Below are 25434 nucleotides of genomic sequence, written 5' to 3'. Positions count from 1 at the left end.
CCCGCAAGAGGCGAAAAGGTGCTGCCGGATTGCCCCATTTAGGCAAAAGGGCTGACTCAGCTTTTGCCTAAATGGAAAACGCCGGTGGACAGGTAACGATCGCCGCAGACGGCGACCACCAGACTGACCGGCGCATCGGCGGCCACGCGCAATGCGCCGGCTACCGCGCCGCCGGAGCTGACGCCGCAGAAAATGCCTTCTTCTTTTGCCAACCGGCGCAGGGTATTTTCCGCTTCCTGCTGGTCGATATCCAGGGTCAAGTCCACCAGCGCAGGGTCAAAAATAGCCGGCAGGTATGCGGCCGGCCAGCGGCGGATGCCGGGAATATTGCTGCCCGGCGCCGGCTGTAGCCCAACGATGGTCACGTCCGGCCGCCGGGATTTAAGAAATCGGCCGACGCCCATGATGGTGCCGGTGGTGCCCATGCTGGAGACAAAATGACTGATACGCCCGTCGGTTTGAAGCCAGATTTCCGGGCCTGTGGTGGTAAAATGCGCCAGCGGATTATCGGGGTTATTAAATTGATCCATGACTTTCGCGCCCGTCGCCTGCGCAATGGCGCGTGCCCGATCGCGCGCGCCCTCCATGCCCAAGGCTTTTTCCACCAAAATCAATTCTGCCCCGTAGGCGCGCATCGCCGCCTGCCGCTCGCTACTCATATTGTCCGGCATCAGCAGCGTCAGGCGATAGCCTTTCAACGCGGCAATCATCGCCAGGGCGATGCCGGTATTGCCGCTGGTCGCCTCAATCAACCGATCACCAGGCGCAATCTCGCCGCGCCGTTCCGCCTGCTGGATCATGGATAACGCTGCGCGATCTTTGACAGATCCCGCCGGATTATTGCCTTCCATCTTCAGCCAGATCTCGCCGCCGCCTGCGGGAACCATACGCTGAAGCTTTATGAGCGGGGTATTGCCGATGCAATGTTCAAGCGTGGTCACGGTCTGGGGTTCCCAATAAAAAACAGGCAGCCGTGCGGCCGCCCTGTTGGTCAAAATCGTGCAGTGAGGTGACACGCCGCTGGCGCAGAGTCCCCTTCATCTTCACCAAATAGTATCAGATTCCCGCCATAAGAAAAGCGGGCGCGCCCGGCTCGCGCCTCGCGAGTTCCACACGCCGCCCGCTGCGAGCTTCTTTCCCGCCGGCTGCACCGCTAGCCGGTGATTTGATCCTCAATGGCCGGATGATCGGTATACCCCTCGGCACCGCGGGCATAGAGCGTCTGCGGATTGACTTCGTTCAGCGGCGCCTTATCACGCAGACGCGCCACCAAATCCGGGTTGGCGATGTACAGTCTGCCGAATGCCACCGCGTCAGTCGCACCCGCAGCTACTGCGGCGGCAGCGCTGGCGCCGGTAAAGCCTTCATTGACTATCAAGGCGCCATGGAAATGCTCCCGCAGCGTCGGCGCCAGCAGGTTGGGGAAATCCAGCGCTTCGCGTGCGAAAATAAAGGCCAGCCCGCGCGCATTCAGCTCCCGCGCCACATAGCTGAACATCGCTTTGGGATCGGAATCGCGCATGCTGTGGGTATCTGACATCAGGTTGAGATGCACTCCCAGGCGATCGGCGGGCCACACGGTTAAAAGCGCATCCACCGCCTCCAGTAAAAAGCGGGCGCGGTTGGCTATCGAACCGCCGTAGCGATCGGTGCGTTTATTGGATCCGTCATGCAGGAACTGGTCGAACAGATACCCATTGGCGGCATGCAGCTCGACGCCGTCAAAGCCGCTGCGCTTGGCATTCTCCGCCGCCCGCCGGTAATCCTCGACAATCCCGGCGATTTCATCAGTGGCCAGCGCCCGCGGCGTGACGTAGTTTTTTTGCGGACGGATCACCGAGACAAAGCCCTCCGGCGCAATCGCGCTGGGAGCGACCGGCAATTCCCCGTCAAGGTAAACCGGATCGGATATCCGCCCCACATGCCAAAGTTGGCAGACGATTTTGCCGCCGACCCGGTGCACCGCCGCCGTGACCTGTGTCCACCCTTCCGTCTGTTCGGGCGACCAAATCCCCGGGGTATTGGGGTAGCCGACCCCCTGAGGCGACACCGAGGTCGCCTCGGTGACGATAAGTCCCGCGCTGGCGCGCTGGGCATAATATTCCTGCGCCAGCGCCCCGGGCACGCGCTGGTCGTCGGTGCGCATCCGGGTCAGCGTGGCCATCACGATACGGTTAGCCAGCTCAATAGCGCCAATTTTCACCGGTTCAAACAGTTCAGCCATTACTCACCTCGATAGGATATTCAATTTCCAACCACAAATTCCACGGCCTTCGGCCAGCGTCCGCGATAGGTCAGCCCTTACAATTATTGTTTACCCTACTATTAAGCCGCAAATGCCGCTGATGACTTTAACTGCACGGGCTTTTTCTTCGGGCGCAACACGGGACGCGGTTCGTGGCCGGCAATGGGAGGCAACGACGGGCAGACCCGCGCATCAGGCGGGTCATGCAGTAAGAGGCGCTCAGGCGCTTGCGGCGAAGGCCACCGGCTGCAGGGCTTTATCCCCGGCATAAAGGCGGGCGTTCTGGCCACCCAGGTAGCGGCGTTCGCCGCGGACAGGGGTACCGGCCGTCTCCGTGGACGCCACCACCGTCAGCGGTTGCTGATGCCAGCCCAGCGGCTGTACTACCAGCTGCCAATAATGGCCGCGCGGACTGACATCGATGATTTGTACCGGCAGCGGGCGGTGGGCTCTGCGCTTAGCGCCATCTCCCACGGCCGTAAGAACAGTTCCACCGGCCCCTGATGAATCGGCGCATAATTCAGCGGCCAGTGGTACGGCCCGACAAACAGCTGGGCACCGCGAATGTCGCCGTCCAACCGGTTGACCTCGCCCAGAAACTCCAATACAAAGCGGCTGGCCGGTTCGCGCCAAACCTCCTGCGGCGTTCCCACCTGTTCGATATTGCCGTGGCTCATCACCACTACCCTGTCCGCGACTTCCATCGCCTCTTCCTGATCGTGGGTGACGAACACGCTGGTAAATTTGAGCTCTTCGTGCAGTTGGCGCAGCCAGCGGCGCAGCTCTTTGCGCACCTGCGCATCCAGAGCGCCAAACGGCTCGTCGAGCAATAGGATTTCCTGCTCCACCGCCAGGGCGCGCGCCAACGCCACACGCTGTTTCTGACCGCCGGAAAGCTGGGAAGGATAGCGCGCGGCCAGATGGCCTAATTGCACCATGTCCAGAAGACTGGCGACTTTTTGCTTGATGGCGGCACGACCGGGACGCTCGCGCCGTGGCAGGACCGTTAAGCCAAAAGCGATATTCTCGGCGACGGTCATATGGCGAAACAGGGCGTAGTGCTGGAACACAAATCCCACGTGACGATCGCGGGCGTGCACCCGGCTAACGTCTTTGCCGCCGAAGCGGAGATGGCCGCTGTTATGGTGCTCCAGCCCCGCGATGATGCGCAAAAGCGTCGTCTTGCCGGAACCGGACGGCCCCAGCAACGCGACCATTTCCCCGGAGGCGATATCCAGCGAAATATCATTCAATACTTTGCTGTTAGCAAAAAATTTGCTGACCTTATCGACTGCTATACTCATTGTGTGTCCCCCGGTTGAAGCTCAGCCTGATGACGCGCCAGGCGCCACTTCAGCCCGCTCTTCAAGCATAATGTCACAATCGCCATCAGGGTCAGCAGCGCAGCGGCGGTAAACGCGCCGACGGTGTTGTAATCCTGATGCAGTAATTCCACCTGCAGCGGCAGGGTATAGGTTTCGCCGCGGATAGACCCCGACACCACGCCGAACTCGCCGATGGCGCGGGCGTTGGTCAGGATAACGCCATACAGCAGCGCCCAGCGGATATTGGGCAGCGTGACGCGGCGAAACATCTGCCAGCCGGATGCGCCCAGCAATATCGCGGCCTCGTCCTCCTGGCTGCCATGACTGAGCATCACCGGCACCAGCTCGCGCACCACAAACGGACAGGTAACGAATATCGTCACCAGCGCCATCCCCGGCCATGAGAACATCAACTGCATATCATGTTCGTCCAGTCAGCCTCCGAGGGGGCCGTTCGTCCCGTAAAACAGCAGGTATAGCAGGCCAGCCACCACGGGCGATACCGCGAAAGGCACATCCATTAGGGTAAGCAACAGCTGGCGGCCGCGAAAATTGAAGCGCGTCACCAGCCAGGCCATTAAGGTGCCGAACACCACATTCACCGGTACGGTTATCAGCGCGATAAGCACCGTCAGCCAAATGGCGTGCAGCATGTCGCTATCGTTAAGATTGCGCCCTACCGCCGCCAGTCCTTCCGCCAGCGCGGTGGCGAAAATTGAAATCAGCGGCACCACCAGCAATACCACGGCGCCCAGGCCTATCAAAAGCCCTTTTCCCCACGGAAAAGGTGCGCGCGCGGCGCCGTTGAACACGGAGAGTTCGGTCATCATTGCCCTCCCAACCGACGGCCGAAGCGGTATTGCAGCACGTTAATGGCGAACAGCAGCAGCAACGACGCCGCCAGGATCACCGAGGCGATAGCGCTGGCCGCCGGGTAACCAAACTCCTGCAGGCGGATAAAAATCATTAAAGAGGTGACCTCGGTTTTCCAGGCGATATTGCCGGCGATAAAGATCACCGCGCCGAATTCGCCCAGGCTGCGGGTGAACGACAGCGCGGTCCCTGCCAGCAGCGCCGGGGCGACTTCCGGCAGGATAACGCGGAAAAACGTCTGCCAGTGCCCAGCGCCGAGGGTTTGCGCCGCTTCTTCGTATTCCGGCCCCAGCTCTTCCAGCACCGGCTGCACGGTACGCACGGGATGCTGGTGAAGGCTATCGCCACGGCGATGCCGAGCCAGGTGTAGGAGACTTTAATGCCAAACTGGGCCAGCCAGCCGCCGTACCAGCCGGTGGTGGAAAACAGCGTGGCCAGCGTCAAACCCGCCACCGCGGTAGGCAGGGCGAACGGCAAATCCATCAGGCCGTCCAGCAGCGCACGGCCGGGAAAGCGATAGCGTGTGAGGATCCAGGCCATCAGCATGCCGAATACCGCATTGAACAACGACGCCACCCCGGCACAGATCAGCGTGATTTTATAGGCCGCCAGCAGCTCCGGGCCGGTGATGACCTCCCAGTACTGTGACCAGCTCATCTGCGCTAACTGCATGACCAGCGCGCTTAACGGCAGCAGCAGGATTAGGCAGACGAACAGCACACTGCCGCCGAGGCTTAGGCCAAAACCGGGCAGGCCCAGTTTGGTGGTCAAGGCCAGCATCAGCGATGCCCCGCCGCCAATAATTGATCCAGCTCGCCGCCGCGCTCGAAATGTGTCGCCATAGCCGGCTGCCAGCCGCCGAATCTGTACTCAACCAGAAACAGCCGGGTCGGTGGAAATTTGCTTTTGTTTGCGTTCATCATTTGTGTATCGTTTACCAGATAGTAAAACCCGGCGATAATGGGCTGCGCCGCCGGGCTGTAGAGATAGTTGAGATAGGATTTCGCCGCCTGCGCGGTTCCGTTCTTTTCCACGTTTTTATCAACCCAGGCTACCGGAAACTCCGCCAGAATATCCGTGGCCGGCACGATGACCTGATAGTCGCCGGCGCCGGCCTGATCACGCAGCGTATTGACCTCTGATTCAAAACTTATCAGCACATCCCCCTGACCGCGCTCAATGAAGGTCGTCGTTGCGCCGCGCCCGCCGGTATTGAACACCTCGACGTTGGCCAAAAATTTCTGCATCCAGGCGCGGGTACGTGAGCGGTCGCCGTCAAACGCCTGCTCCATCGCGCCCCAGGCGGCTAAATAGGTATAGCGACCGTTTCCCGAGGTTTTCGGGTTGGGAAACACTAATTGCACGCCGTCACGGGCCAGATCGCGCCAGTCATGGATCCCTTTTGGATTTCCTTTGCGCACCAGAAACGCCATGGTTGAGTAGTAAGGCGGCGAACTCTGATTGGGTAAGCGATCACGCCAATCGGCGGCAATCAATCGGCCGCGATCGTGGAGAATCTGTACATCGGTGACCTGATTATAGGTCACCACATCCGCCGGAAATCCCTGCAGTATGGCCAGCGCCTGCCGGGAAGAGCCGGCGTGCGACTGGCGCAGGGTTAGCGTGTCGCCCGGATGTTCCTGCTGCCACTGTGCGATAAAACCGGGATTAAGGGCCGCGAAAAGTTCACGAGACACGTCATAGGAGCTGTTGAGCAATGTGGTGGCCTGTGCCTGTCCGCATGCCAGCATCGCCACTACGGCGCAAATGTGTCTTGCCCGGCCGGGAAAAAGCGTAAAGGTCATGTTGTGTCCTGATGGTGATGGACAAAAAGGCCGCCCCGAGAGTCTTATAGTTTATTTATAACGGAGGGATAACCCGTAACGCTTTTATATATCGATTTGTGATTTGCAAGTCACAAAAGGCATAAGGCTAAGGCTTGCGCGACAGCTAAGCGGCCAGCCAGACTGGCGGACCTAGGGAGGGTTACAGAGAGTCGCGCTGTGGGGCCAACGGAAGGAACATCAGCCGAAGGTCTAAGCTTGAGCATCCCGACGCCGATGAACAAGGGGCACTTTCAGCCGCGGCCAACGCTTGCCAACTCCGCCACGCGGTTAACAGGAGGAATTTTCAGCCGCGGCCGACGTTTGAAAACCCCGCTGCCCGGCATGAGGAGCATCAGCCTACGGCCGACGCTGGCGGGCGCCCAAGGCCGGACACATTCCGGGAAAACGGCTGCGCGGGCGCTTAGCGCGCGGCGGATGCACGCCAGATAATTTTGCTCACCTGCCAGGTCCGCAGTTGGTCATCGGCCGGCATCAGCGATTCGGGTCCGTGCCAGATACACTTAAATACGTAACTGACATGAGCGCTTTGCGGAGCTTGGCATACCACCGCGTCGCGATCTTCGCCGCTGCCCTTGCTGCAGGCGCCATAAGCTTTCTGGTCGAGCGCGCTGAACGGTGTGCCAATCTTGACACCCCAGGCGCTTTCGATGGCCTCATCGGTCACCACTACCTCGGCAACCCGGCCGGACGATGGCCCGTAAGCGGTAAGTTTGACCTGATCCTTGGCAAGCGCCTGGTAAACGCTGACAATCTCGCCGTTGCGGGTTTCCATACCGCCGCGCAAACGGTAATCGCCGTCCAGCGCCTTCTCCAGGGCGGGTTGCGTCATCGGCGTGGCGGCGGTGATAGAGCCAACGCCCTGATCGCTCACCTTGCGGCTTTCGGCGAACCAATGGAAAGGGGAAAAGCTTGACCAGGAAAGGCCGGATAGCGTCGAGCACCCGGCCAGCACAAGAGGCAGGCCAATGATTAATGGACGGAACAAATTCATCATTTCTCCTTGAATAACGCTACCGCGCCGGCTCGCAAATCGGCGGCGCTGTGCCATGCTTAAGGGGTATCGACATGGCCTCAATCTGGTGATGTTACTATCCCTGGCCGGCCACAGCCAGACAAATCAGGTTGATAGAAAAGGAGAGTTCGGATGAAGAAAAGTACTTTCACGCTGCTGATAGCATTGTTCAGCCCCTGCGTTTTGGCCGCCCCCGACGGCGGTTTCCACCCCGACAAAGCCCCGCCGCCGCCGCAAAAACAAGACAGCGGTATTCGCGGCGTGGAAGACCTGCGCCCTACCGCGATAAAGCAGGTAAAAACCCTGCGCGATGGCGCATGGGTGACCCTGATCGGCAATATTCACCGACAGTTGGGTAAGGACAGTTTTGAATTGCATGATAAAACCGGCTCGCTGGCGCTGCACATCGCCCCGGACGGCTGGCGCGGGGCTGATATCTCCCCCGACGATCTCATCATCGTAAGCGGTACGCTGCATAAAGACCCGCACGGGGAAACGGTCGACGTTCAGCAATTGCAAAAACAGTAAGCGTACCAGGCGACACCGCAGCCCCGCCGGCGTCGCCCCGCCTCAATACTCTTGATCTTCAATCAGCCGTTTGCCCAGCAGCACGCTGTCTTGCATTTCATATTCGAGTTTTTCGTACATGCTGATGACCGCATCATTATCGCCGCGGACCATCAGATTAATTTTGGGGCAACCGCGGGCTATCAGTTTCTTCTCCAGGCGGCTTATCAACGCATTGGCGATGCCGCGCCCGCGATAATCCGGGTGCACTCCCAGATAATAAGCGGCGCCGCGGTGGCCGTCATAGCCGCCCATGATCGACCCCACCACTTCTCCGGCCACTTCCGCCACCAGAAAAAGATCGGGATCATGGTTCAGCTTACGCTCGATATCCATTTCGGGATCGTTCCACGGCCGCAGCAAATCGCAGCGTTCCCATAGCGTAATCACCTCTTCAAAATCGTCGTGACGAAATACCCGAATTTCCATAATAGCCGCCGCCGGTGCAGAGTAATGAATGATTAAGCTGATTATCACGTTATTTACGATGAAGGCAAATAACTACGGGGCAGTTTATGACTCTTTCGCCCGAAATCTCATTGAGACAGCCGTGGTTCATCCCACCGGAGGCGTCCTCCCCGTTCAGGCGCCGTTTTGGCCCGCACGGTTAGTGTTACGGCCCCGCCGGCGTTATACTGGCGTAGCCTCACCTTTTCGCCGCTTACACACAGGGATTTTAGCGATGGAACAACCGGATATCGAACATATTAACGCCTTTTTTCTGACGCTGCAGGAGACCCTTTGCGCGGCGTTAACAGCCGCCGACGGCGGCGCCGTTTTCCATGAAGATCTCTGGCAGCGCGACGAAGGCGGCGGCGGACGGACGCGGGTGTTGCGCCTGGGCCGAGTCTTCGAGCAGGCCGGCGTCAATTTTTCACGGGTGTATGGCGGCGCCCTGCCGGCCTCCGCTACCGCTCATCGGCCAGAATTGGCCGGGCGTTCCTATCAGGCAATGGGCGTGTCGTTGGTGGTGCATCCAGAGAACCCTTACATTCCAACCAGCCATGCCAATGTGCGTTTTTTTATCGCCGAAAAACCGGGGGCGGAACCGATATGGTGGTTTGGCGGCGGGTTCGATCTCACGCCGTTTTACGGTTTTCACGAGGACGCAGTCCACTGGCACCGCACGGCGCAGGCCCTGTGCCAGCCGTTTGGCGACACGGTCTACCCTCGCTACAAGCGCTGGTGTGACGATTATTTTTTTCTCAAGCATCGCAACGAGGCACGCGGCATCGGCGGGCTGTTTTTCGATGACTTATCCACCCCGGACTTCAGCCAAGCTTTCGCCTTCAGCCGCGCCGTGGGTCAGGGCTATCTGGATGCGTATCTGCCCATCGTCGAGCGGCGCAAGTCCCATCCCTGGGGCGAGCGCGAGCGGCAGTTTCAGCTCTACCGCCGCGGCAGATATGTCGAATTCAATCTGGTCTGGGACCGCGGCACCTTATTCGGTCTGCAATCGGGTGGCCGAACCGAATCAGTCCTGATGTCGATGCCGCCGCTGGTCCGCTGGCAATATCACTACGATCCGGCACCCGACAGCCCAGAGTCCGCGTTGTACCGCGACTTTTTGCCGGCCCGCGATTGGCTTAAGGAGTAACAGCATGGAAATCTGGGTGGATGCCGATGCCTGTCCGCGGGTCATCAAAGAGATTTTGTTTCGCGCCGCAGTACGGCATGAAATACAGACCACGCTGGTCGCCAATCAATCGCTGCCGGCGCCGCCATCTCGCTTTATCCGCACGCTGCGCGTGGCCGCCGGTTTCGACGTGGCGGACAACGAAATCGTCAAACGCGCCGCCGCAGGCGATCTGGTGATTACCGCCGACATTCCGCTGGCGGCGGAAGTGCTGGCAAAAGGGGCGCTGGCGCTTAACCCGCGCGGCGAACTTTACCAGCAGGCCACGATTCGCGAGAAACTCACCCTGCGCGATTTTATGGATACCCTGCGCGGCAGCGGCATCCAAACAGGGGGTCCACCGCCGCTCGGGCAGCGCGAGCGCCAGGAATTTGCGCGCCAGCTGGATAAATGGCTGCACCAGGTTCAGGCGCGGCGTTAATATATAGCACTCTTTCACAATTATTTATGAGAAGATAAAGTAGATTGTTGACCTTACGCGACAGCGCCGACTTATCCGGTCGCTGCCTTCTGCGCGGCCATCGATTAGAGTCATCATAATAATCAGAAAAAGCGTATTTCATTCTACGTCTTGTTGATGCAGTGTTATCCTAAAGTTAACCGTCACTTATGCGGGTGATAGTATTCAATTCATGGAGTAGAGAAATGAACCAGTTGGAAGGTCTGAAACAATTTACCACCGTCGTGGCCGACAGCGGAGACATCGAGTCCATCCGCCATTATACGCCGCAAGATGCCACCACCAATCCGTCCCTGATCCTGAAAGCCGCCAGCCTCACCGCCTATCAACCGCTGTTTGACGATGCGCTGGCCTATGCCCGCAAACAGGGCGGCATCCGCGAAACCCAGATTATCAACGCCTCTGACAAATTGGCGGTCAATATCGGCGTGGAGATTCTCAAAAGCGTACCAGGACGTGTCTCTACCGAAGTGGATGCGCGCCTCTCCTTCGATCGCGGCATGTGTGTGGCCAAGGCCCGCAAACTGGTTGCCCTGTATCAGGAACAGGGGATCGATAAATCCCGTATTCTTATCAAGCTGGCCTCCACCTGGGAAGGGATCAAGGCCGCTGAAGAGCTGGAAAAAGAAGGGATTAACTGTAACTTGACGCTGCTATTCTCCTTCGCCCAGGCGCGCGCCTGCGCCGAAGCCGGCGTGTATCTGATTTCGCCGTTCGTCGGCCGCATTTATGACTGGTACAACCAACGTAAACCGCTCGATCCGTACGTGGTTGACGAGGATCCGGGTGTGGTCTCGGTGCGCAAAATATACGATTATTATAAACAGCACCGTTATCAAACCGTCATCATGGGCGCCAGCTTCCGTAAAGTGGAACAGATTCTGGCGCTGGCCGGCTGCGATCGCCTGACCATCTCCCCCGCCCTGCTGGAAGAGTTGCATAAAGCCGACGCGCGCGTTGAGCGTAAACTGTCCCCCTCCACCGAAGGTTTTCATCAGCCGGCGCCGCTGTCTGAACCGGAATTCCGTTGGGAACATAACCAGGATGCGATGGCCGTGGACAAACTGGCCGAAGGTATCCGCCAGTTCGCGGTTGACAAACAGAGCCTGGAAGATCTTCTGTCGGCAAAACTGTAACCTTTGGAGCATCTAATGACATCAAGAAAAGCGCTTGCCAACGCTATCCGTGCGTTAAGCATGGATGCCGTGCAAAAAGCCAATTCCGGCCACCCCGGCGCGCCGATGGGCATGGCGGATATCGCCGAAGTCCTGTGGCGCGATTACATGAACCACAATCCGTCCAACCCGAAATGGGCCGATCGCGACCGTTTTATTCTGTCCAACGGCCACGGCTCAATGCTGCTCTACAGCCTGTTGCATCTCACCGGTTACAATCTGCCGATGGAAGAATTGAAAAACTTCCGGCAGCTGCATTCCAAAACCCCGGGGCACCCTGAATACGGTTATACCGATGGCGTGGAAACCACCACCGGGCCGCTGGGCCAGGGGATTGCCAACGCCGTCGGTCTGGCGATCGGCGAGCGCACGCTGGCGGCGCAGTTTAACCGTCCCGGCCATGAGATTGTCGATCACCATACCTATGTTTTCCTCGGCGACGGCTGCATGATGGAAGGCATTTCCCATGAAGTCTGCTCGCTGGCCGGTACCATGAAGTTGGGCAAACTGCTGGCGTTTTACGACGATAACGGCATCTCTATCGACGGCGACGTTGAAGGCTGGTTCAACGATGACACCGCGGCCCGTTTTGAAGCCTATAGCTGGCATGTGGTACGCGGCGTGGACGGCCACGACAGCGATTCCGTCAAGGCGGCCATCGAAAACGCCCGCGCCGTCACCGATAAACCATCGCTGCTGATGTGTAAAAACGTCATCGCCTTCGGCGCGCCGACCAAAGCCGGCACCCACGGTGCCCACGGCGCACCTTTAGGAGACGACGAAATCGCCGCTACGCGCAAAGTGCTGGGCTGGAACGAGCCGCCTTTTGTCATCCCGGCGGAAATTTACCAAGGCTGGGACGCGAAAGAGGCGGGCAAGCAGAGAGAAGCGGCTTGGAATGATAAATTCGCCGCCTATGAAAAAGCGTTCCCCGAACTGGCGCGCGAGTTCAAACGCCGTATGAACGGTGAGCTGCCGGCGAATTGGCAGGCGGAAAGCCAGAAAATCATTGAACAGCTGCAGGCCAAGCCGGCGAAGATTGCCAGCCGTAAAGCCTCACAAAACGCACTGGAAGCCTTTGGCCCCATGCTGCCGGAATTCCTGGGCGGCTCGGCGGATCTGGCGCCCAGTAATTTGACCATCTGGTCGCAATCCGCCTCGATTGCCGACGATCCTGCCGGTAATTATATCCACTACGGCGTGCGCGAATTCGGCATGACGGCTATCGGTAACGGTATCGCCCACCACGGTGGTTTTGTGCCCTATACCGCCACCTTCCTGATGTTTGTCGAATACGCTCGTAATGCGGTGCGCATGGCGGCGCTTATGAAAGCGCGCCACATCATGGTTTATACCCATGATTCTATCGGCCTGGGTGAAGACGGCCCGACCCATCAGCCGGTCGAGCAGTTGGCCAGCCTGCGCATGACGCCGAACATGAGCAATTGGCGTCCCTGTGATCAGGTGGAAACGGCGGTTGCCTGGAAGAAAGCCATCGAGCGCCACGACGGTCCTACCGCGCTTATTTTGTCGCGTCAGAATCTCGCGCAGCAGGATCGCACGACGCAGCAGCTGACGGATATCGCCCGCGGCGGCTATGTGTTGAAAGATTGCGAAGGACAGCCGGAACTGATCTTCATCGCGACCGGTTCGGAAGTGGAGCTGGCGGTGGCCGCTTATCAGCAGTTGAAGGATGAAGGGCGCAAGGTGCGCGTGGTATCGCTCCCCTCCACCGACGTCTTCGATTTGCAGGACGAGGCCTATCGCGAGTCGGTATTGCCGAAAGCGGTTACGGCGCGTGTCGCTATAGAGGCCGGTATCGCCGACTATTGGTACAAGTATGTTGGTCTGAACGGGCAGATTGTCGGCATGACCACCTTCGGTGAATCGGCACCGGCAGAGGAATTGTTCAAGGTGTTCGGCTTCACCAAAGAGAACGTACTGAATAAAGCGCGTTCGCTGCTGAAATAAGTCCTCGCCACATCTTACGCCGGCGACCCTCGGGTTCCGGCGTTTTGTGTCTTATCCCCTTATTTAGTTGCGTCAAGTATCCACTACACCGTTACGCCTGCATTGCTAAGGTTCCGATTAAAAAGGCTTTCTCGCGCAGCCAAAACCGCATTCACTGGACAGGGTTTCCTTGGTTCGCGTCATTTGCCGGCACAACAGCACATCAGGGGCCGCTCTCGGTATGGCGCAGGTTGCCGGCACATGGCGGGCGCCTTACGTCAATGGCGCCGGGGTCGCCCCACGCCAATCTATGGCGATCTCATCGCCGGCCTCCCCGTCGTCGATGGAGCTGATATTATGTTTAATCATATAGTTGTCTATCACCAAAGTTGTGTTGATATGACCTCGAGAAACGGCGCAACGTTGGGCATCTTCCCCGTCACGGTTTTTAAGCGTGACGTTGATACCCTCTGCCGTAAGCAATTGCTCGACGATGGCCTGGTAGCCAGCACAGGCCGCCATATGCAGCGGGGTGTTGTCCTCATAATCCGTCGCGTTAATCTCGTCAGTGCTTTTGGCCATGAGTTTCTGAACGTAGCTTAAATTGCCCGATTTCACCGCCATATGCAGCGCCGTTTCGCCAGACCACCCCGGGAGGCTGGTGTCTTGCCCGTCAGCCGCAAGTAATGAATCAAACATCCGGGGCTTGTTCTTTTCAATCGCCAGCATTAGCGCAGTCTTGTGTTGATTATCTTGCCGGTTAATATTTATCCTTGTGTTGTTAAGAAGTTGGTTTAGGCGGTAATTTGTACCATTTCTGACCACCTCCATCAGCGGAGTATTGTCATAGATATCGGCAAGATTAACGTCAACCTCCTGGCATTGAAGCAGCCGATCAAAGACCTTTTTGCTGCCATGGGCGGTTGCTAACCACAGGGCGCTTTGATGATAAGTATTGGTGAGGTTGACATTGATTCCCTTCACCTCAAGCAGGGTTGAGCACAGTGTGGGGTCGGGCCACTGCGTGGCAATCATCAATGGGGTCCAACCACAGCTATCCTTCTGATTGATATAGTCCTTGGCAACATCGGCCAGCCGTGTCAACACCTCGGGGCACCCGGCGTGTGCGGCCAAATGCAGCACGGTGGCGTTCCTGTCCGCCGTGACAACCGAAAGGCTGGCGTTATGGTTCAGTAAGCGCTCCACCACGGCGAGGTGGCCATTTTTTATGGCCAACTGCAGCGGCGTATAATTATTTTCATCAGGTTGGTCGACGGCGCTACCCGCGCGTAAGCAGTCATCAACGCAATCGACATCCCCCTCCTTGGCGGCTTGCGCGCGCGAGAAAGGTAACCTCGCGGGGGAGGCCACTGCCGCGCCCAGGGGCCGGGGCCGACAACGCGACGCGGTGACGGGCCTGCATTGCGACGCGGGTAGGGTTAGATTTAGGCGTTCTGATAGAGGTTTACAACCAGGAAAATAGACCGACTCAGGGTGTTTTGATGAAAGGCGTTTTTTACGTGCAGCGGCGCGTGCCGGCGGCGCTTGCGCTTCGTCCGGGCGTGGGAGAATGGTAAGCACGTTATCTCCGTCTGACTGGCGGGGAAATACGGGTTGCCATGGCGTGCGTCCCGCGCCCGGGGCGTGAGCCGCCGGCGCGAAACTTTCGCTCGGGGGAGGTGCTGTGCATGTCTGTCTGACGGTGCGCAACGCGCCAGCACCGCGTGATGGCGTGCCATGCGGCCCCCGCGAAACGCCTAGAGGTACTGCAAGCGCTTGGGTTATTTGGCTGGTGAGTAGCAAGCCTGTTATAAATAGCGGCATATACCGCGATGGCACAGTGCGGGCATTATTTTGGTCATTTCTCGACAAGGGAGCGCGATACGCATTGTCCGGTTGTAATTGGCGGTTATGGTGGCTGCCAATCTGGCGACGGTAGGACGATAATTCTGCAATCATCACATCTCTTCTTTAATTTAAGGGTTCATCATAATCTTTAAACTATCGAATGGGCTAACAGTCAGGGACTATATCCCAAATATCTCTCATCGCAATGCATTAACATTTTTCCAAGAGAACCCCTGGTCGAAATCCGAGAAATAACGCAACACAAGAGACAATATACTGCGGTAATAATAGCGAGTAATTGAGGGCGAATTATAAAACACGGCGAGCAATAAAAGACATTAAAAGTTGAATACTGGCCCACTTTGATTTAACAAACTCATTGGCTTTAACATTTTAATCATTCCATCATGCTAAATTAGAAAAAACTTCTACAGCCTTCGTAACAGATCGACACCCGTATTGACAGCCATGGCAGGGCAGAGAGAAATAAACCCACAGAAAATGATATTTTCATTCTCAGCGGCTGGCGATAAGTCATACACAGCCTAAGTCCGCGGCGAGGCAACTTATGCGGCTGTAAATTATTTTGATGCAGCATTCGCCGTTCGATTTTGTCGGGGAGTGGCAGAGTCAGAACATCCTCCGTCAAGATATCGGTAACAGCCTGGCGGGCCGGGCGGGCGTCATGACCCAGAGACCACGGACGGCTTCTGCGCAATACGCATTGCCCTCTAGTCCAGCGCTACCTCTGCCTAGCCTTGCGCCCGCGTTTTAACTGAGCTTTAATAATGATCGCCTTTTTTATTCGCCCGCAGTTGCCACAGACTTAATGCTAAACGAATCGATTAATGCCATAAAAATTCGATTTATTATTGACAAAGCTCGTTATAACCACATTAATGTCAAAGGTATTTCGTTAATTTCGCTAATGCGTTTCAGGACGAAAAACCGTGTAAAAACATCCCTGCTGCACTTAATAACAAATCATTGTTAGCAACAATCAAAATAACCGATCAGGCGGCCCCTTGTCTTACCACACACTACCGCACGTTACGTTCGACAGCGTCTACACACCGGCACCATGCCACCGACAACGACAGTTGTTAGCAATGTACACAACACGTTTTTGGTCACCTTAAACGCGCACCGAGGCGTAATTAATGAATTTAACCGTTCCAGTTATAATGCTTAACGTTTTTTCTCCATAACAGTTAATATTCTGGAGATCGTATATGCCGACCGGTATTTACCGTCATCGTAAATGTATTGGACGATATTATAATGATTTGCAAACAAGTCCGTTGCCGAAAAACGTCAAACGCCAGCGCGGGCCACCATGGTCAACGGCAGGCAAAGCGGCTAACTACGATAAACACAGTGGCTATCATCAAGCCATGGCGAATATTTTTATTCTAGCGCTTCTCTCTGTGCAGCTACAACCGGTACCAGCTCTCGGTCGCCGCCCCGTGCCGCTGAAGGCGCCCAGACGGGATCCGCCGGCGAACACCGCAACCTTTAGCAAGGGGACGGTGCTTAACAGGGGATCGTCCCTCTGGCGGGTGAGATCGCTGACACCTGGCCCGCCCGGCGTAGCGCAGTTTCATCGCCCAGAAGCGACGACATCCACGACACGAGACATAGACACGCCTGTCACGAGACCACACGCGTTAGCCCATCCAGCCGGACCGCCTTCTCGTACGGCGTCGCCTTCCAGCGCTGCGTCTCCCTTAAGCCTAACGTCGCCTTCCGGCGCTGCGTCTCACTCAAGCGTAACGTCGCCTCCCGGCGCTGCGTCTCCCTCAAGCGTAACGTCGTCTTCCAGCGCTGCGTCTCCCTTAAGCGCGACGCTGCCCAATAGCGATGAATTCGCCTTATTGCCCCTATCGCCGGCGGCGCCTGAAAGGACGCCGTCCCAAGTCAGGCAAGCGGAGCCTCAGCCCCTGGCGGCGCCAAGAAACGGCGCGCAGGCGCTGTCGCTGGTGGTGGGCCCGCGCGATGAAGGTTCACTCACCGTCTTGCCGCCACTGGACAATATCGGTTCTGCGCCATCGCCCACCCCCCCGGCGCAAATCGGCTTTGCAGCGCAGTCCTTCGCTGGCCGTGGCCGGACGCCCGCCACCGTGGTCTCGCCATCCGCGACCGGCACGCTTGCATTGACTTCCACGCTGCGTGAGGCGCAAACACGTGCCATCTTCACCCTACTGCTGCAGCATCGCCGGCTTGAACCGCAGGACGAAGACGTGTTATCGCTTCGTCAACGGATTAATCATGTAGTAAAATTTGCCCGCCGACCGGCGCACCTGACGCAACTGGTGCAAGAGCTATTGCGCCCGGCTGGCCTCTACGGCGCCAATCCCGAGGAATGTCTCAGCCCCGAGACGCAACGACAGCTGTTCGACGGCTGGTTGACGGACGTACTTTTCAATCAGACCTTCGAGGCACTGCTGGCAGACCAGGTGGCGGACGCTGGACGCCGACCATCGCCGCACGCCATTCTGGTCTGGCAGTTGCGTCACCGGCTACATCAGTTGTTGCACCAACACGACACCCAGGGCGGCACGTTGAATTACCCGACGCGTAAATACTTGCTGGAGGGGGTAGCGGGCACGCTGGCGCCAGCGTTGGTAAGTTGGCCACGAGATCGCCGCTGGAGCGCTCTCTCCGTTCTGAATCTGCGTTGGGGCTATGCCCATGCGGGGTTACGCCTGGCAGCAGTGGCCGGTGTTACTCAAGGAGAGCACGTCCCCCTCCCCGCCCTGTCGGTAGATGAAGCCATCGATCTCGGTTTCTCGCTGGCGCTGGCGCTATCGACCCGCGCGCTATTGCCGGAATATCTTGAACTGTTTCAGCTTCCCGCACTGTTGCGTTATCGCTATCACTCTCCCGAGGCCGCTTACCCGGAAGAGGAACTGCGCTCGCGCGCCTTATAACGCTTTATGCTTGATGTGGATGCCGACATGCTGGCTAACGATCCCGTGCGTCAGTTCGGTCTGGCGTTGGACGCCTGGCGCAGCCGCCTCCGGCTGGCGCAAGAGGCGCTTATCGAGCGTTGCCCCGAGCTGGCTGGCGCCGACGCGGCGGCAGCGTTACAGGCCGACACCGAAAACTACCTCAACGCCCATGGCTCCTGGTCCGGTGCCTGTCTGTCGAGCGAGCGGCAAGATTTAGCCTAGCTGCCCGACATCGATGAGCGGTTTGAACGACAAAACGCCGCATTGGCTCGACAATACGCTACCGTTGAAATGCTCATATTGAGCGACACTTTCGCCCGAATGGACGAGGTTGAGCGCGATTTTATCCGCCAGGCGCAGGTCATTTTCGCGCGAGCGGAGCGCTCGCCGGTGGCCGCGTTTTCTGCCTTCGAGCTAAGCGGTCTGCATTTCAGCGGGCAATCGGTGCTGGACCTGGTGCTGGAGCTTCTTCCCGGGGTGGAATTGCTGGTCGCGCGCCAGCAGCAAGACGAGCGCATTTATGCGCTCCAGCTTCAGCAAGGCAAATATCTTTTGGCGCGAGTGGATCGCGACAACAGCCGTTACCAATCCCTGTTTCCCGCGCCACGGCATTACCCCGATAAGCGCTACGATTTGAAACTACATCTGCAGGAAGTGACTCTGAAGCACCCCGGCGCGCCGCTGGCAGCGTTGGCGATGTCCCTGGCCAGCCACCATCAGGCGCAGTTTCGCACTTAACTGTAGTCAGCAAGGTTATGACGTCACCTTTCGCGATAAGGCGCTGGACTTTTTGCTCTCGCTGGTACCCTTCTACGACTGCATACGCCTGCTGCGCCGCGGCGAGTCGGCTAACGCGCTGCAGCCCTGCGCCTTTGACGCCCTATCGTTAATCCCGGTCATCGGCGATAATCCTGCGTTTCGGCGCCGCGCTGGGCCGGGGAGGCTTGTTCGCCGTGCGGTCAAGGTCATGGCCTGCGAACAACTGCTTACGGCGGCGCTGAAACAGGGCGGCGCGGTATTCGTGCGCCACGGCATGTTGCCCGCGGCGCGGCAATTAACGCCGCGAGCGTTTGCTGCTCTAGGCATCGCGTCCCTGCGCAGCCTTGATCCCGGCTTTGAATTGGCCGGCTATATTGGTCGAGCCGGCGCAGCGCGGCTCATCGACTTCGCACGTTTCCTGCAGCCGGCTCTGCCATCGATTGGCAATGTGATACGCCGTTTTGACGCGCGGCTTTTGACGGCGATGCCGCCCGTCGCACCGGTCTACCGTACCGGACGGCTACCCGGGCTAGACCGCGAAGTTCCCCTGGTCACGCTGGGAGGGAACACCTACCATTTTTGTGCGCCTCAATCCCTACAGCGGCGATGTCAGCGGTATTAAATATACCCTCAGTCCCGAAGGCGTACTGCAAGAAGTCCCAAAAAAACTGGTCGTTCACCTGCGCAATATTCGTACCCAAGGGCTGGGGGGGAAAGGCTCCAAGGTGGCGGCACGCAAGTGGGCTGCAAATGCGGCAACGCAGACGCAATCCCTTGATGGTTTACCAGACGAGGTGGTCGAGAATATTCTTCGTCAGCTGGAATTGACCAGCCTGGCTGCCATCGCGCAGCTCAGCGATCGCTACCGGCAGGAAGCGGTGCGCATTTTGAAGCAATTCAGCGCCCAACGCCCAGGCGGCGCAACTGGTGGTGGCCGCCCGCGCCGGCAACGTCCCGGCCGTGCAATTTTTCAGCACCCATGCCGGCTCTATCGCCGGCTTCGAGGAAGCCGTTAGCCTGCCGCTGTTCGCGGTACAAGCCGGGCGTGCCGATCTGCTTGGCGCTCTGCTGACGGTCACCGGGGTCGATACCGGCGCGGTAGATTTCCACGGCAATACCGCCACGCTTATCGCTGCGGGACACCGCGACAGCGCTCTGCTCAGTGCGCGGGTGACGCAGCCCGGCATAAACGTTAATGCCCTTAATCATGAGGGGTGTTTCGCTTTGCTTAATGCGGTACAGCACGGCTTACCTGACCATGTCCGTCAGCTGCTGACGGTGCCGGATATCGACATCAATGCCGACGATCATCATGGGGTCTCAGCCTTACTCTTGGCCGTTAGCCAGGATCGGAGCGATATTGCCTCACTTCTGCTGCACTCCACCGGTATTGACGTCAACATCCGCGATCTGCGCGATGCCACTCCGCTTATCATGGCGGCGCAGACTGGCAATATGCCTATCGCCCGCGCCCTATTGGCCTTCGCCAATCTTGACATCAACGCCGCGGATAATTGCGGTATGACCGCGCTGATGCACGCAATAAACCATGAATACAGCGAGCTGGTCACCCTGCTGCTGGCCAAACCGGGCATTGATATCAACCTCAGAGATACCGAGGAAGCCAGCGCGCTGATCTGGGCCGCCGGCAAGGGGAATGTGGGCATTCTTCGAGCGTTAAATGCCATACCGAATCGCGAGATCAATACCGTCGACGAACATGGCGTGACACCATTAATTCAGGCCAGCATGCAAGGTCATCAACAGGCGGTACGCCTGCTGGTGAAGTTGAACGACGTCAATCTTAATGCCGCCGACGATCAAGGTCAAACAGCGCTGATGTATGCGCTGGAACTCAATCATGGCGAAATAACCCATGCTCTGCTGCGCCAGTCGCGGCTCGATGTCAATCTGCGCGATCTCTCCGGCAATACGGCCTTGGCGATTGCCGTTCGTAAAGGACGTACCGGCATGCTTCCCGGCCTGCTGCGTGCCCAGGGCATTGAGATAAATAGCGGCAATAATGAAGGGCTGACCCCGTTAATAATGGCGGTTATTCGCCATGATCACGAAGCGGTGCGGCTATTATTGGCTGCACGAAAAATTGATGTCAATCGGAGGGATTACAACGGCGCCAGTGCCCTGCTGTTGGCCACCAACGAGGATCACCCCGCGATTTTGCAAAGGGCATCAAAGTCAATCTCGCCGACCTGAACCTGCATACGCCGCTGATTCAGGCCGCACAGTACGGCCGCAGCGGGATGGTACGTCTGTTGCTGGCGCAGCCGCGCATCGCTATTAATGCTGCCGATCAACAAGGTATGTCAGCACTGATGATAGCCGCCGAGAACGGCGAGGCCAGTATCGTGCGCGCCATCGCTTCCGCACCTGGCTGCAATGTCAACGCACCCCGTCACAACGGTGACAGCGCGCTGCTATTGGCGGTACGCAATAATCATCGCCGCTGCGTAGAAGTTTTGCTGAAGATTCCCGGCATTGACTATAACCAGCGCAACCATGTGGGATTCAATGCCCTGTCGCTGGCGCTGTCGTGCGAACGGCGCGACCTCGCCTTACGCTTGTTGAAATTGCCGAATATTAACGTTAATGATGCCGAACTCACCGGCTTTACGCCGCTAATGCGAGCGGTAGATATCAACGATGCCGAATTGGTGGATCAGTTGCTTAAAAATCCGCTTTTGGACGTCAATGCTTCGCGCGACGGCGGCCAGAGTGCGCTTAGCCTGGCTGTCAGCCAGGACCGGTTGCTGTGTCTGCTACGGTTATTGAATGCGCCGGGCATTGCGCTGGATAACGCCGACGCGTTTGGCGAAACCACCTTAATGCGGGCGGTCGAAAGCGATATTCCCTTGAATGTGATCAGCCTGCTGCGTGTGCCGGGGGTTAACGTGAATCGCCGTGATCGGCGCGGCGCTACCGCCTTGGCCTACGCCGCGAAACGCGGCAATGCGATCATCGTGCAGATATTGCTGGGCCAGGGGGGAATAGAAATCAACAGCGCGGACCAGTTGGGCTTCACACCGTTAATGCGAGCGGCGCAGGGTAACCATCACTTGGCAATCGCCGAACTATTGACGCACCCCGCCACCGCGCTGAATCTGCGCAACATCAGCGGTATGAGCGCCCTGTCGCTGGCGGTGGAAAGAGGCCATACCGAGGCGGTGCAACAGCTGCTGTCGGTGCCGGGCGTCAACATCCAACAGAAGGACAACGCCGGCCGTACAGCCTTTACCCTGGCGCAGCAGGGGCAACATCCCACTATTGCAGTGCTGCTCGATCGCTACATCGCCGGCGCGGCATCGATGCGCTGACCTCTAACACTCTTCAGGCCAGGAACAGCGGTACGCCGCCGTGTTCCACTAAGGGGGGCTCGCGGATCAGTCACGTCAAGCACGTCAGTTACGTTGACTACGTCAACAGTAGAACAGCTATTCTGCCGCTAGCCAGCATATCGTTTCCGGCCGTTTTTTCTCAACAAAAACATCTCAGCCAGCCGAGGGAAATTTTCTGTTACGCTTACATTACCTTCAGACATTATTAAATGTAACTCTGTTGAAAAATAGAAATATAATAAGACTTCGTCTTATGCCTGCTTATTTTCACCGGAAAATCAGAAACTGCAGAGATATTTATCCACTGCCATCTAAAATTTTTATTGGCGATAATATTTTTAAAATGAGGCTTATTGCCGGCGTGGCTAGGGTTGCCCTCGCGGCGATGGCGGCCTACCCTGGCTAGAACAGGCCTGGCGCAGCAGGATGCGGGGTGCGGGTAATATAATTGTCTCCAGGTCGCAACCGAGCAGCGCCAATATAATGCATTAACTTTAATGGCAAGCGTTATTATCCTCCCCCCGCCAAGTACCAGGTCGCCATAAGAAAGAAGTTAATTCATCTGGTGGCATTAAAACTGGGATATAGTGCTCTGACTTTCACCGCCCCCCAATACGCACAACGCGAATAACATGGAATGTTAATAGGAGAATATATGTTAAATGGATTGTCTTCCTATCGCCGCCATATTGGAATACATCAGCTCCGTCCACCGCCCCCCGCTAAAAAAAACGTCGTCAAACGTTATTCCCTTATGAGTCACGGCGGGCAAATGCCCTCCCTTCGCTGCCGATACCCATAGTATTAATGAGTCTGCTTTTGCTGAACCAACTTTGCGCCGTGGCTGCCGCCCCCGACATCCGCGTGATGACCCAAACGGGCTATCCGCGGGGCTTGGGTGCCGTACGCGGCATGCGTACCGCGCCGGCGTCGTCTTCGTCGCCCACCCCTTCGGCGCTCGGGCCACTCTCCAGCAGAGCGCCGTGGGGCACCCTGCCGTCGTCGCCCCGGCAGCCGGCCTGCCTCAGTATGGGAGTACCGCTTTTGCAAGTGACCCCCCGGTCGGCCCCCGTTGAACAACAACTCCGGCGGACAGCAACGCACACCAAACGAACACTGCCCATGCGCCGGGATGAGGCATTATTGCGCCATCCACCGGTCACTCTCCCCCTGCACGAGGTATCACGCTGCCGCCAAGGGTACGCCGGCGTGCGGCATACCCCGCCGGCGCCTCTTCCGATTTCCCTGCCGGAAGCGGCGTAACGAGGGGACATGACCTGCGTTAACGCTTGGCTGCGCTATAACCAGGAGATCGACGCGCCAGATGCCAACGGCTTCACGGCGTTGCAGCATGCCGTGCGCAACGGGCGCGCTGAAATAGTTGATATTTTGCTCAGCCATAACGCCAATCTCTCGGTGGTCACGCCAAACCGGGAAACGCTGCTGCACCTTGCCGCCATGTCGGGCGATCTTGCCGTGCTGGAAACGATAGCCGCCTGCTGCAACAAGGCGGTCAATCAACCGGATAACGGTGGCTGGACGCCGCTGATGTATGCGGTACACCATATCGACGCCAGGCTATGCCAGACGCTGATGGGTGTGACGGGAATCGATGTCAACCGCAGCAATAATCAGAATCGGACCGCGCTGTGGCTGGCCGCCGATACCGGCCGGACGACTACGATGGCCGCACTGCTCTGCCGGGAGGATATCGAGGTTAATCGCGCCGATATCTACGGCGTCACTCCGCTGATGAGCACAACCGCTAACGGTAAGGTGGATCGGCAGGCGCTGCTGCTCAACGACTTGCGTAACGACGTGAATCGCCAAGATCAGAACGGTATGACGGCGCTGATGTTGGCAATAAAAAAGAAAAATCCGGCGCTGCATCTGAATATTCTGGCCCACCCGGCCGTCAACGCCGCGTTACAAGACGATCAGGGCAACACGGCGCTGCACCTGGCGGTACAGCATCGACGCTTGTCCTGCGTCAGGAGTCTGGTGGCACAAAGCGGTACGGCGGTAAACACGATGAATCAGGCGGGAAACACCGCCCTGCATGTGGCGGCCTGCAACGGCAGGACGGCGATGGCGCGGCGATTATTGCAGGCGGCGGATATCGATGTGGATGAGACAAATCATGCCGGCTTGACGCCTGCGATGTGCGCCTTATCGCAAGGGTATGATCAAATCGTTCGTTTGATCCTTGAGCACCGCGATCGGCGCTATCAGAAAATCCATTAAAACGCGGGCGGATCAGCAACGGGGGAGATACACAGAACGACCGTGCGCCTACCCCGGCGAGGGAAACGGCCGCTGGCGCGCCCTGTGGCGAAGCAGCCACCATGATGCTCCATCGCCGCGCCCCGCGACGCCCCGGCAGGCTGCCGCAAGCCCGGCACGAAACGGCATCTCCCGCGCGTTGGCTGTCGTTTTCCTCACGCCGCTGGTCGTCTCCCGCGCGGGATTTCGTTTTCCTCGCGCCGGTGGTCGTTAGTCCCGCCTAAGATGGCCCTTCCCACACACCCGACGACACCATACGCGCGCCGGGCGCGGATGCACTGCGTCAGGCGTCCTTGTCGTACGCCAGGCGCCGCTTGTGCCACGGCCGTGAGACCACTGCCCCGTTGGCACATTAGCCTATTAGCCCATTGACCCATCAGCCATCAGACATCAGCACATTAATCCATTAGTCTGCCGGCGACAACCAGCCGCGAAGCTGCGCCTGTTGCAGCAACATGATGGTTTTACCGTCGCAAATGCGGCCATCGCGCACCATCGTCAGTGCTTCCGGGAAAGATATTTCCAAGACGTCGATAACTTCGTACTCGACCCCACCGCCGGCGCCGCGGCGCGAAGTATCGTCATATTCGGCGGCGAAGAAATGAACCAGCTCGGTGACGCCGCCGGGGGACATATAAGCCGCAAAGAGTTTTTCCACTTTTCCGACTGCGAATCCGGTTTCTTCCATCGCTTCGCGCCTGATACAGTCTTCGGGAGAATCCTCATCCAGCAGCCCGGCACAGGTTTCTATCAGCATACCGTCGGCATTACCGTTGATGTAAGTCGGCATGCGGAACTGGCGGATTAACACCACACTGTTTTTCCCGCGGTGATAAAGCAATATTGTCGCACCGTTACCGCAGTCGTACACTTCTCGCATCTGACGCTGGCTGCCGCCATTTTTGTTTATCATATCGTAAACAATCTTACGCAGAACAAACCAGTGCTGCGATAACAACGTATTTTCAATGATCTTAATCTTAAAAGACATAATCTTTCCGATGGTTGTTTCAGGAGAATAGCGTAAAAATGATCATAACCTAATACGCCTCGCGGCGTCAGGCCAGTCTGAGGGATCAGTTTTTTACAATATCTCCTTTATTTCTCCACGTTTTATCCGTGGCAGACGGGTAAAGTACAGGGCACCGGC

20 protein-coding genes and 3 pseudogenes are annotated in these 25434 nt (G+C 57.8%); 13 read left to right on the top strand and 10 right to left on the bottom strand.

Going from position 1 to position 25434, the window contains the following annotated elements; genetic code table 11:
• Positions 1-56: 56 nt before the first annotated feature.
• The 7 genes and pseudogenes from cysM to JZM24_RS12405 form a co-directional block, all read right to left on the bottom strand.
• The gene (cysM, locus tag JZM24_RS12435) at positions 57-941 is read right to left on the bottom strand and encodes a cysteine synthase CysM (RefSeq protein ID WP_215669843.1); all 885 of its coding nucleotides are present in this window, start codon (positions 939-941) and stop codon (positions 57-59) included.
• Positions 942-1153: 212 nt separating this feature from the next.
• Positions 1154-2224, bottom strand: a complete 1071-nt coding sequence (locus JZM24_RS12430) for an alkene reductase (protein WP_215669842.1) — start codon at positions 2222-2224, stop codon at positions 1154-1156.
• A 240-nt stretch (positions 2225-2464) separates the two neighbouring features.
• A pseudogene (cysA, locus tag JZM24_RS12425) lies at positions 2465-3549 on the bottom strand (sulfate/thiosulfate ABC transporter ATP-binding protein CysA).
• A pseudogene (gene cysW / locus JZM24_RS12420) lies at positions 3546-4397 on the bottom strand (sulfate/thiosulfate ABC transporter permease CysW). The pseudogenes cysA and cysW overlap by 4 nt, the downstream one beginning before the upstream one ends.
• Positions 4397-5223 (bottom strand): annotated as a pseudogene (gene cysT, locus JZM24_RS12415) (sulfate/thiosulfate ABC transporter permease CysT). The pseudogenes cysW and cysT overlap by 1 nt, the downstream one beginning before the upstream one ends.
• Positions 5223-6248, bottom strand: coding sequence for a thiosulfate ABC transporter substrate-binding protein CysP (gene cysP / locus JZM24_RS12410; protein ID WP_215669841.1), 1026 nt, complete (start codon positions 6246-6248; stop codon positions 5223-5225). The pseudogene cysT and the gene cysP overlap by 1 nt, the downstream one beginning before the upstream one ends.
• Before the next feature lie 442 nt (positions 6249-6690).
• Entirely contained in the window at positions 6691-7284 is a 594-nt protein-coding gene (locus JZM24_RS12405) for an RpoE-regulated lipoprotein (protein ID WP_312884982.1), read from the bottom strand.
• A gap of 150 nt (positions 7285-7434) precedes the next feature.
• On the opposite strand from JZM24_RS12405, the gene JZM24_RS12400 reads away from it, so the two are divergent.
• Positions 7435-7830, top strand: coding sequence for a YgiW/YdeI family stress tolerance OB fold protein (locus JZM24_RS12400; RefSeq protein WP_215669840.1), 396 nt, complete (start codon positions 7435-7437; stop codon positions 7828-7830).
• Between the two features lie 42 nt (positions 7831-7872).
• Here the strand turns inward: JZM24_RS12400 and JZM24_RS12395 are convergent, their stop codons facing one another.
• Entirely contained in the window at positions 7873-8298 is a 426-nt protein-coding gene (locus JZM24_RS12395) for a GNAT family acetyltransferase (RefSeq protein ID WP_215669839.1), read from the bottom strand.
• A gap of 253 nt (positions 8299-8551) precedes the next feature.
• Between JZM24_RS12395 and hemF the strand changes: the two genes are divergently transcribed.
• From hemF to tkt, 4 genes are all read left to right on the top strand, one after another.
• The gene (gene hemF, locus JZM24_RS12390; RefSeq protein WP_215669838.1) at positions 8552-9466 is read left to right on the top strand and encodes an oxygen-dependent coproporphyrinogen oxidase; all 915 of its coding nucleotides are present in this window, start codon (positions 8552-8554) and stop codon (positions 9464-9466) included.
• Between the two features lie 4 nt (positions 9467-9470).
• The gene (locus JZM24_RS12385) at positions 9471-9926 is read left to right on the top strand and encodes a YaiI/YqxD family protein (protein ID WP_215669837.1); all 456 of its coding nucleotides are present in this window, start codon (positions 9471-9473) and stop codon (positions 9924-9926) included.
• Positions 9927-10150: 224 nt separating this feature from the next.
• Positions 10151-11101 (top strand): transaldolase, encoded by a 951-nt coding sequence (tal, locus tag JZM24_RS12380; RefSeq protein WP_215669836.1) that lies wholly within the window; start codon positions 10151-10153, stop codon positions 11099-11101.
• Positions 11102-11116: 15 nt separating this feature from the next.
• Entirely contained in the window at positions 11117-13111 is a 1995-nt protein-coding gene (tkt, locus tag JZM24_RS12375; protein WP_215669835.1) for a transketolase, read from the top strand.
• Positions 13112-13363: 252 nt separating this feature from the next.
• Here tkt and JZM24_RS12370 read toward each other — a convergent pair whose 3' ends face one another.
• The gene (locus tag JZM24_RS12370) at positions 13364-14671 is read right to left on the bottom strand and encodes an ankyrin repeat domain-containing protein (protein ID WP_215669834.1); all 1308 of its coding nucleotides are present in this window, start codon (positions 14669-14671) and stop codon (positions 13364-13366) included.
• A 2246-nt stretch (positions 14672-16917) separates the two neighbouring features.
• Here JZM24_RS12370 and JZM24_RS12365 point away from each other — a divergent pair.
• The 8 genes from JZM24_RS12365 to JZM24_RS12330 all read left to right on the top strand — a co-directional run bounded on the left by JZM24_RS12365 (position 16918) and on the right by JZM24_RS12330 (position 24245).
• Positions 16918-17868: a hypothetical protein gene (locus tag JZM24_RS12365; protein ID WP_215669833.1), complete on the top strand. Its 951-nt coding sequence runs from the start codon at positions 16918-16920 to the stop codon at positions 17866-17868.
• A gap of 6 nt (positions 17869-17874) precedes the next feature.
• The gene (locus JZM24_RS12360; RefSeq protein ID WP_215669832.1) at positions 17875-18111 is read left to right on the top strand and encodes a hypothetical protein; all 237 of its coding nucleotides are present in this window, start codon (positions 17875-17877) and stop codon (positions 18109-18111) included.
• Between the two features lie 78 nt (positions 18112-18189).
• On the top strand, positions 18190-18627 hold the full coding sequence (locus JZM24_RS12355; protein ID WP_215669831.1) for a hypothetical protein: 438 nt from the start codon (positions 18190-18192) through the stop codon (positions 18625-18627).
• 52 nt (positions 18628-18679) lie between these two features.
• Positions 18680-19270, top strand: a complete 591-nt coding sequence (locus tag JZM24_RS12350) for a hypothetical protein (protein ID WP_215669830.1) — start codon at positions 18680-18682, stop codon at positions 19268-19270.
• Positions 19230-19664 carry an F-box protein gene (locus tag JZM24_RS12345; RefSeq protein ID WP_215669829.1) on the top strand — a complete coding sequence of 145 codons (435 nt, stop codon included), beginning with the start codon at positions 19230-19232 and terminating at the stop codon, positions 19662-19664. The genes JZM24_RS12350 and JZM24_RS12345 overlap by 41 nt, the downstream gene beginning before the upstream one ends.
• The gene (locus JZM24_RS12340) at positions 19576-20862 is read left to right on the top strand and encodes an ankyrin repeat domain-containing protein (protein WP_215669828.1); all 1287 of its coding nucleotides are present in this window, start codon (positions 19576-19578) and stop codon (positions 20860-20862) included. Before JZM24_RS12345 ends, JZM24_RS12340 begins: the two co-directional genes overlap by 89 nt.
• Entirely contained in the window at positions 20838-21980 is a 1143-nt protein-coding gene (locus tag JZM24_RS12335) for an ankyrin repeat domain-containing protein (protein ID WP_312885008.1), read from the top strand. Before JZM24_RS12340 ends, JZM24_RS12335 begins: the two co-directional genes overlap by 25 nt.
• Before the next feature lie 1293 nt (positions 21981-23273).
• Positions 23274-24245, top strand: coding sequence for an ankyrin repeat domain-containing protein (locus JZM24_RS12330; protein WP_215669826.1), 972 nt, complete (start codon positions 23274-23276; stop codon positions 24243-24245).
• Between the two features lie 445 nt (positions 24246-24690).
• On the opposite strand, the gene nudK is transcribed toward JZM24_RS12330, so the two are convergent.
• Entirely contained in the window at positions 24691-25275 is a 585-nt protein-coding gene (gene nudK, locus JZM24_RS12325; protein WP_215669825.1) for a GDP-mannose pyrophosphatase NudK, read from the bottom strand.
• Positions 25276-25434 lie beyond the last annotated feature (159 nt).

The organism is Candidatus Sodalis endolongispinus (assembly GCF_018777395.1).
GTDB classification, from domain to species: Bacteria; Pseudomonadota; Gammaproteobacteria; order Enterobacterales; family Enterobacteriaceae; genus Sodalis_B; species Sodalis_B endolongispinus.
Note: the sequence above shows the minus strand (reverse complement) of the source record. Positions and strands in the feature narration are given on the sequence as shown.

Coding starts and splice junctions, on each gene's coding strand:
- JZM24_RS12400 (WP_215669840.1), top strand. CDS start 7,435: ATGAAGAAAAGTACTTTCACGCTGCTGATAGCATTGTTCAGCCCCTGC.
- tkt (WP_215669835.1), top strand. CDS start 11,117: ATGACATCAAGAAAAGCGCTTGCCAACGCTATCCGTGCGTTAAGCATG.
- JZM24_RS12395 (WP_215669839.1), bottom strand. CDS start 8,298: ATGGAAATTCGGGTATTTCGTCACGACGATTTTGAAGAGGTGATTACG.
- nudK (WP_215669825.1), bottom strand. CDS start 25,275: ATGTCTTTTAAGATTAAGATCATTGAAAATACGTTGTTATCGCAGCAC.
- hemF (WP_215669838.1), top strand. CDS start 8,552: ATGGAACAACCGGATATCGAACATATTAACGCCTTTTTTCTGACGCTG.
- JZM24_RS12330 (WP_215669826.1), top strand. CDS start 23,274: ATGACCTGCGTTAACGCTTGGCTGCGCTATAACCAGGAGATCGACGCG.
- JZM24_RS12360 (WP_215669832.1), top strand. CDS start 17,875: ATGCTTGATGTGGATGCCGACATGCTGGCTAACGATCCCGTGCGTCAG.
- JZM24_RS12385 (WP_215669837.1), top strand. CDS start 9,471: ATGGAAATCTGGGTGGATGCCGATGCCTGTCCGCGGGTCATCAAAGAG.
- cysP (WP_215669841.1), bottom strand. CDS start 6,248: ATGACCTTTACGCTTTTTCCCGGCCGGGCAAGACACATTTGCGCCGTA.
- tal (WP_215669836.1), top strand. CDS start 10,151: ATGAACCAGTTGGAAGGTCTGAAACAATTTACCACCGTCGTGGCCGAC.
- JZM24_RS12430 (WP_215669842.1), bottom strand. CDS start 2,224: ATGGCTGAACTGTTTGAACCGGTGAAAATTGGCGCTATTGAGCTGGCT.
- JZM24_RS12405 (WP_312884982.1), bottom strand. CDS start 7,284: ATGATGAATTTGTTCCGTCCATTAATCATTGGCCTGCCTCTTGTGCTG.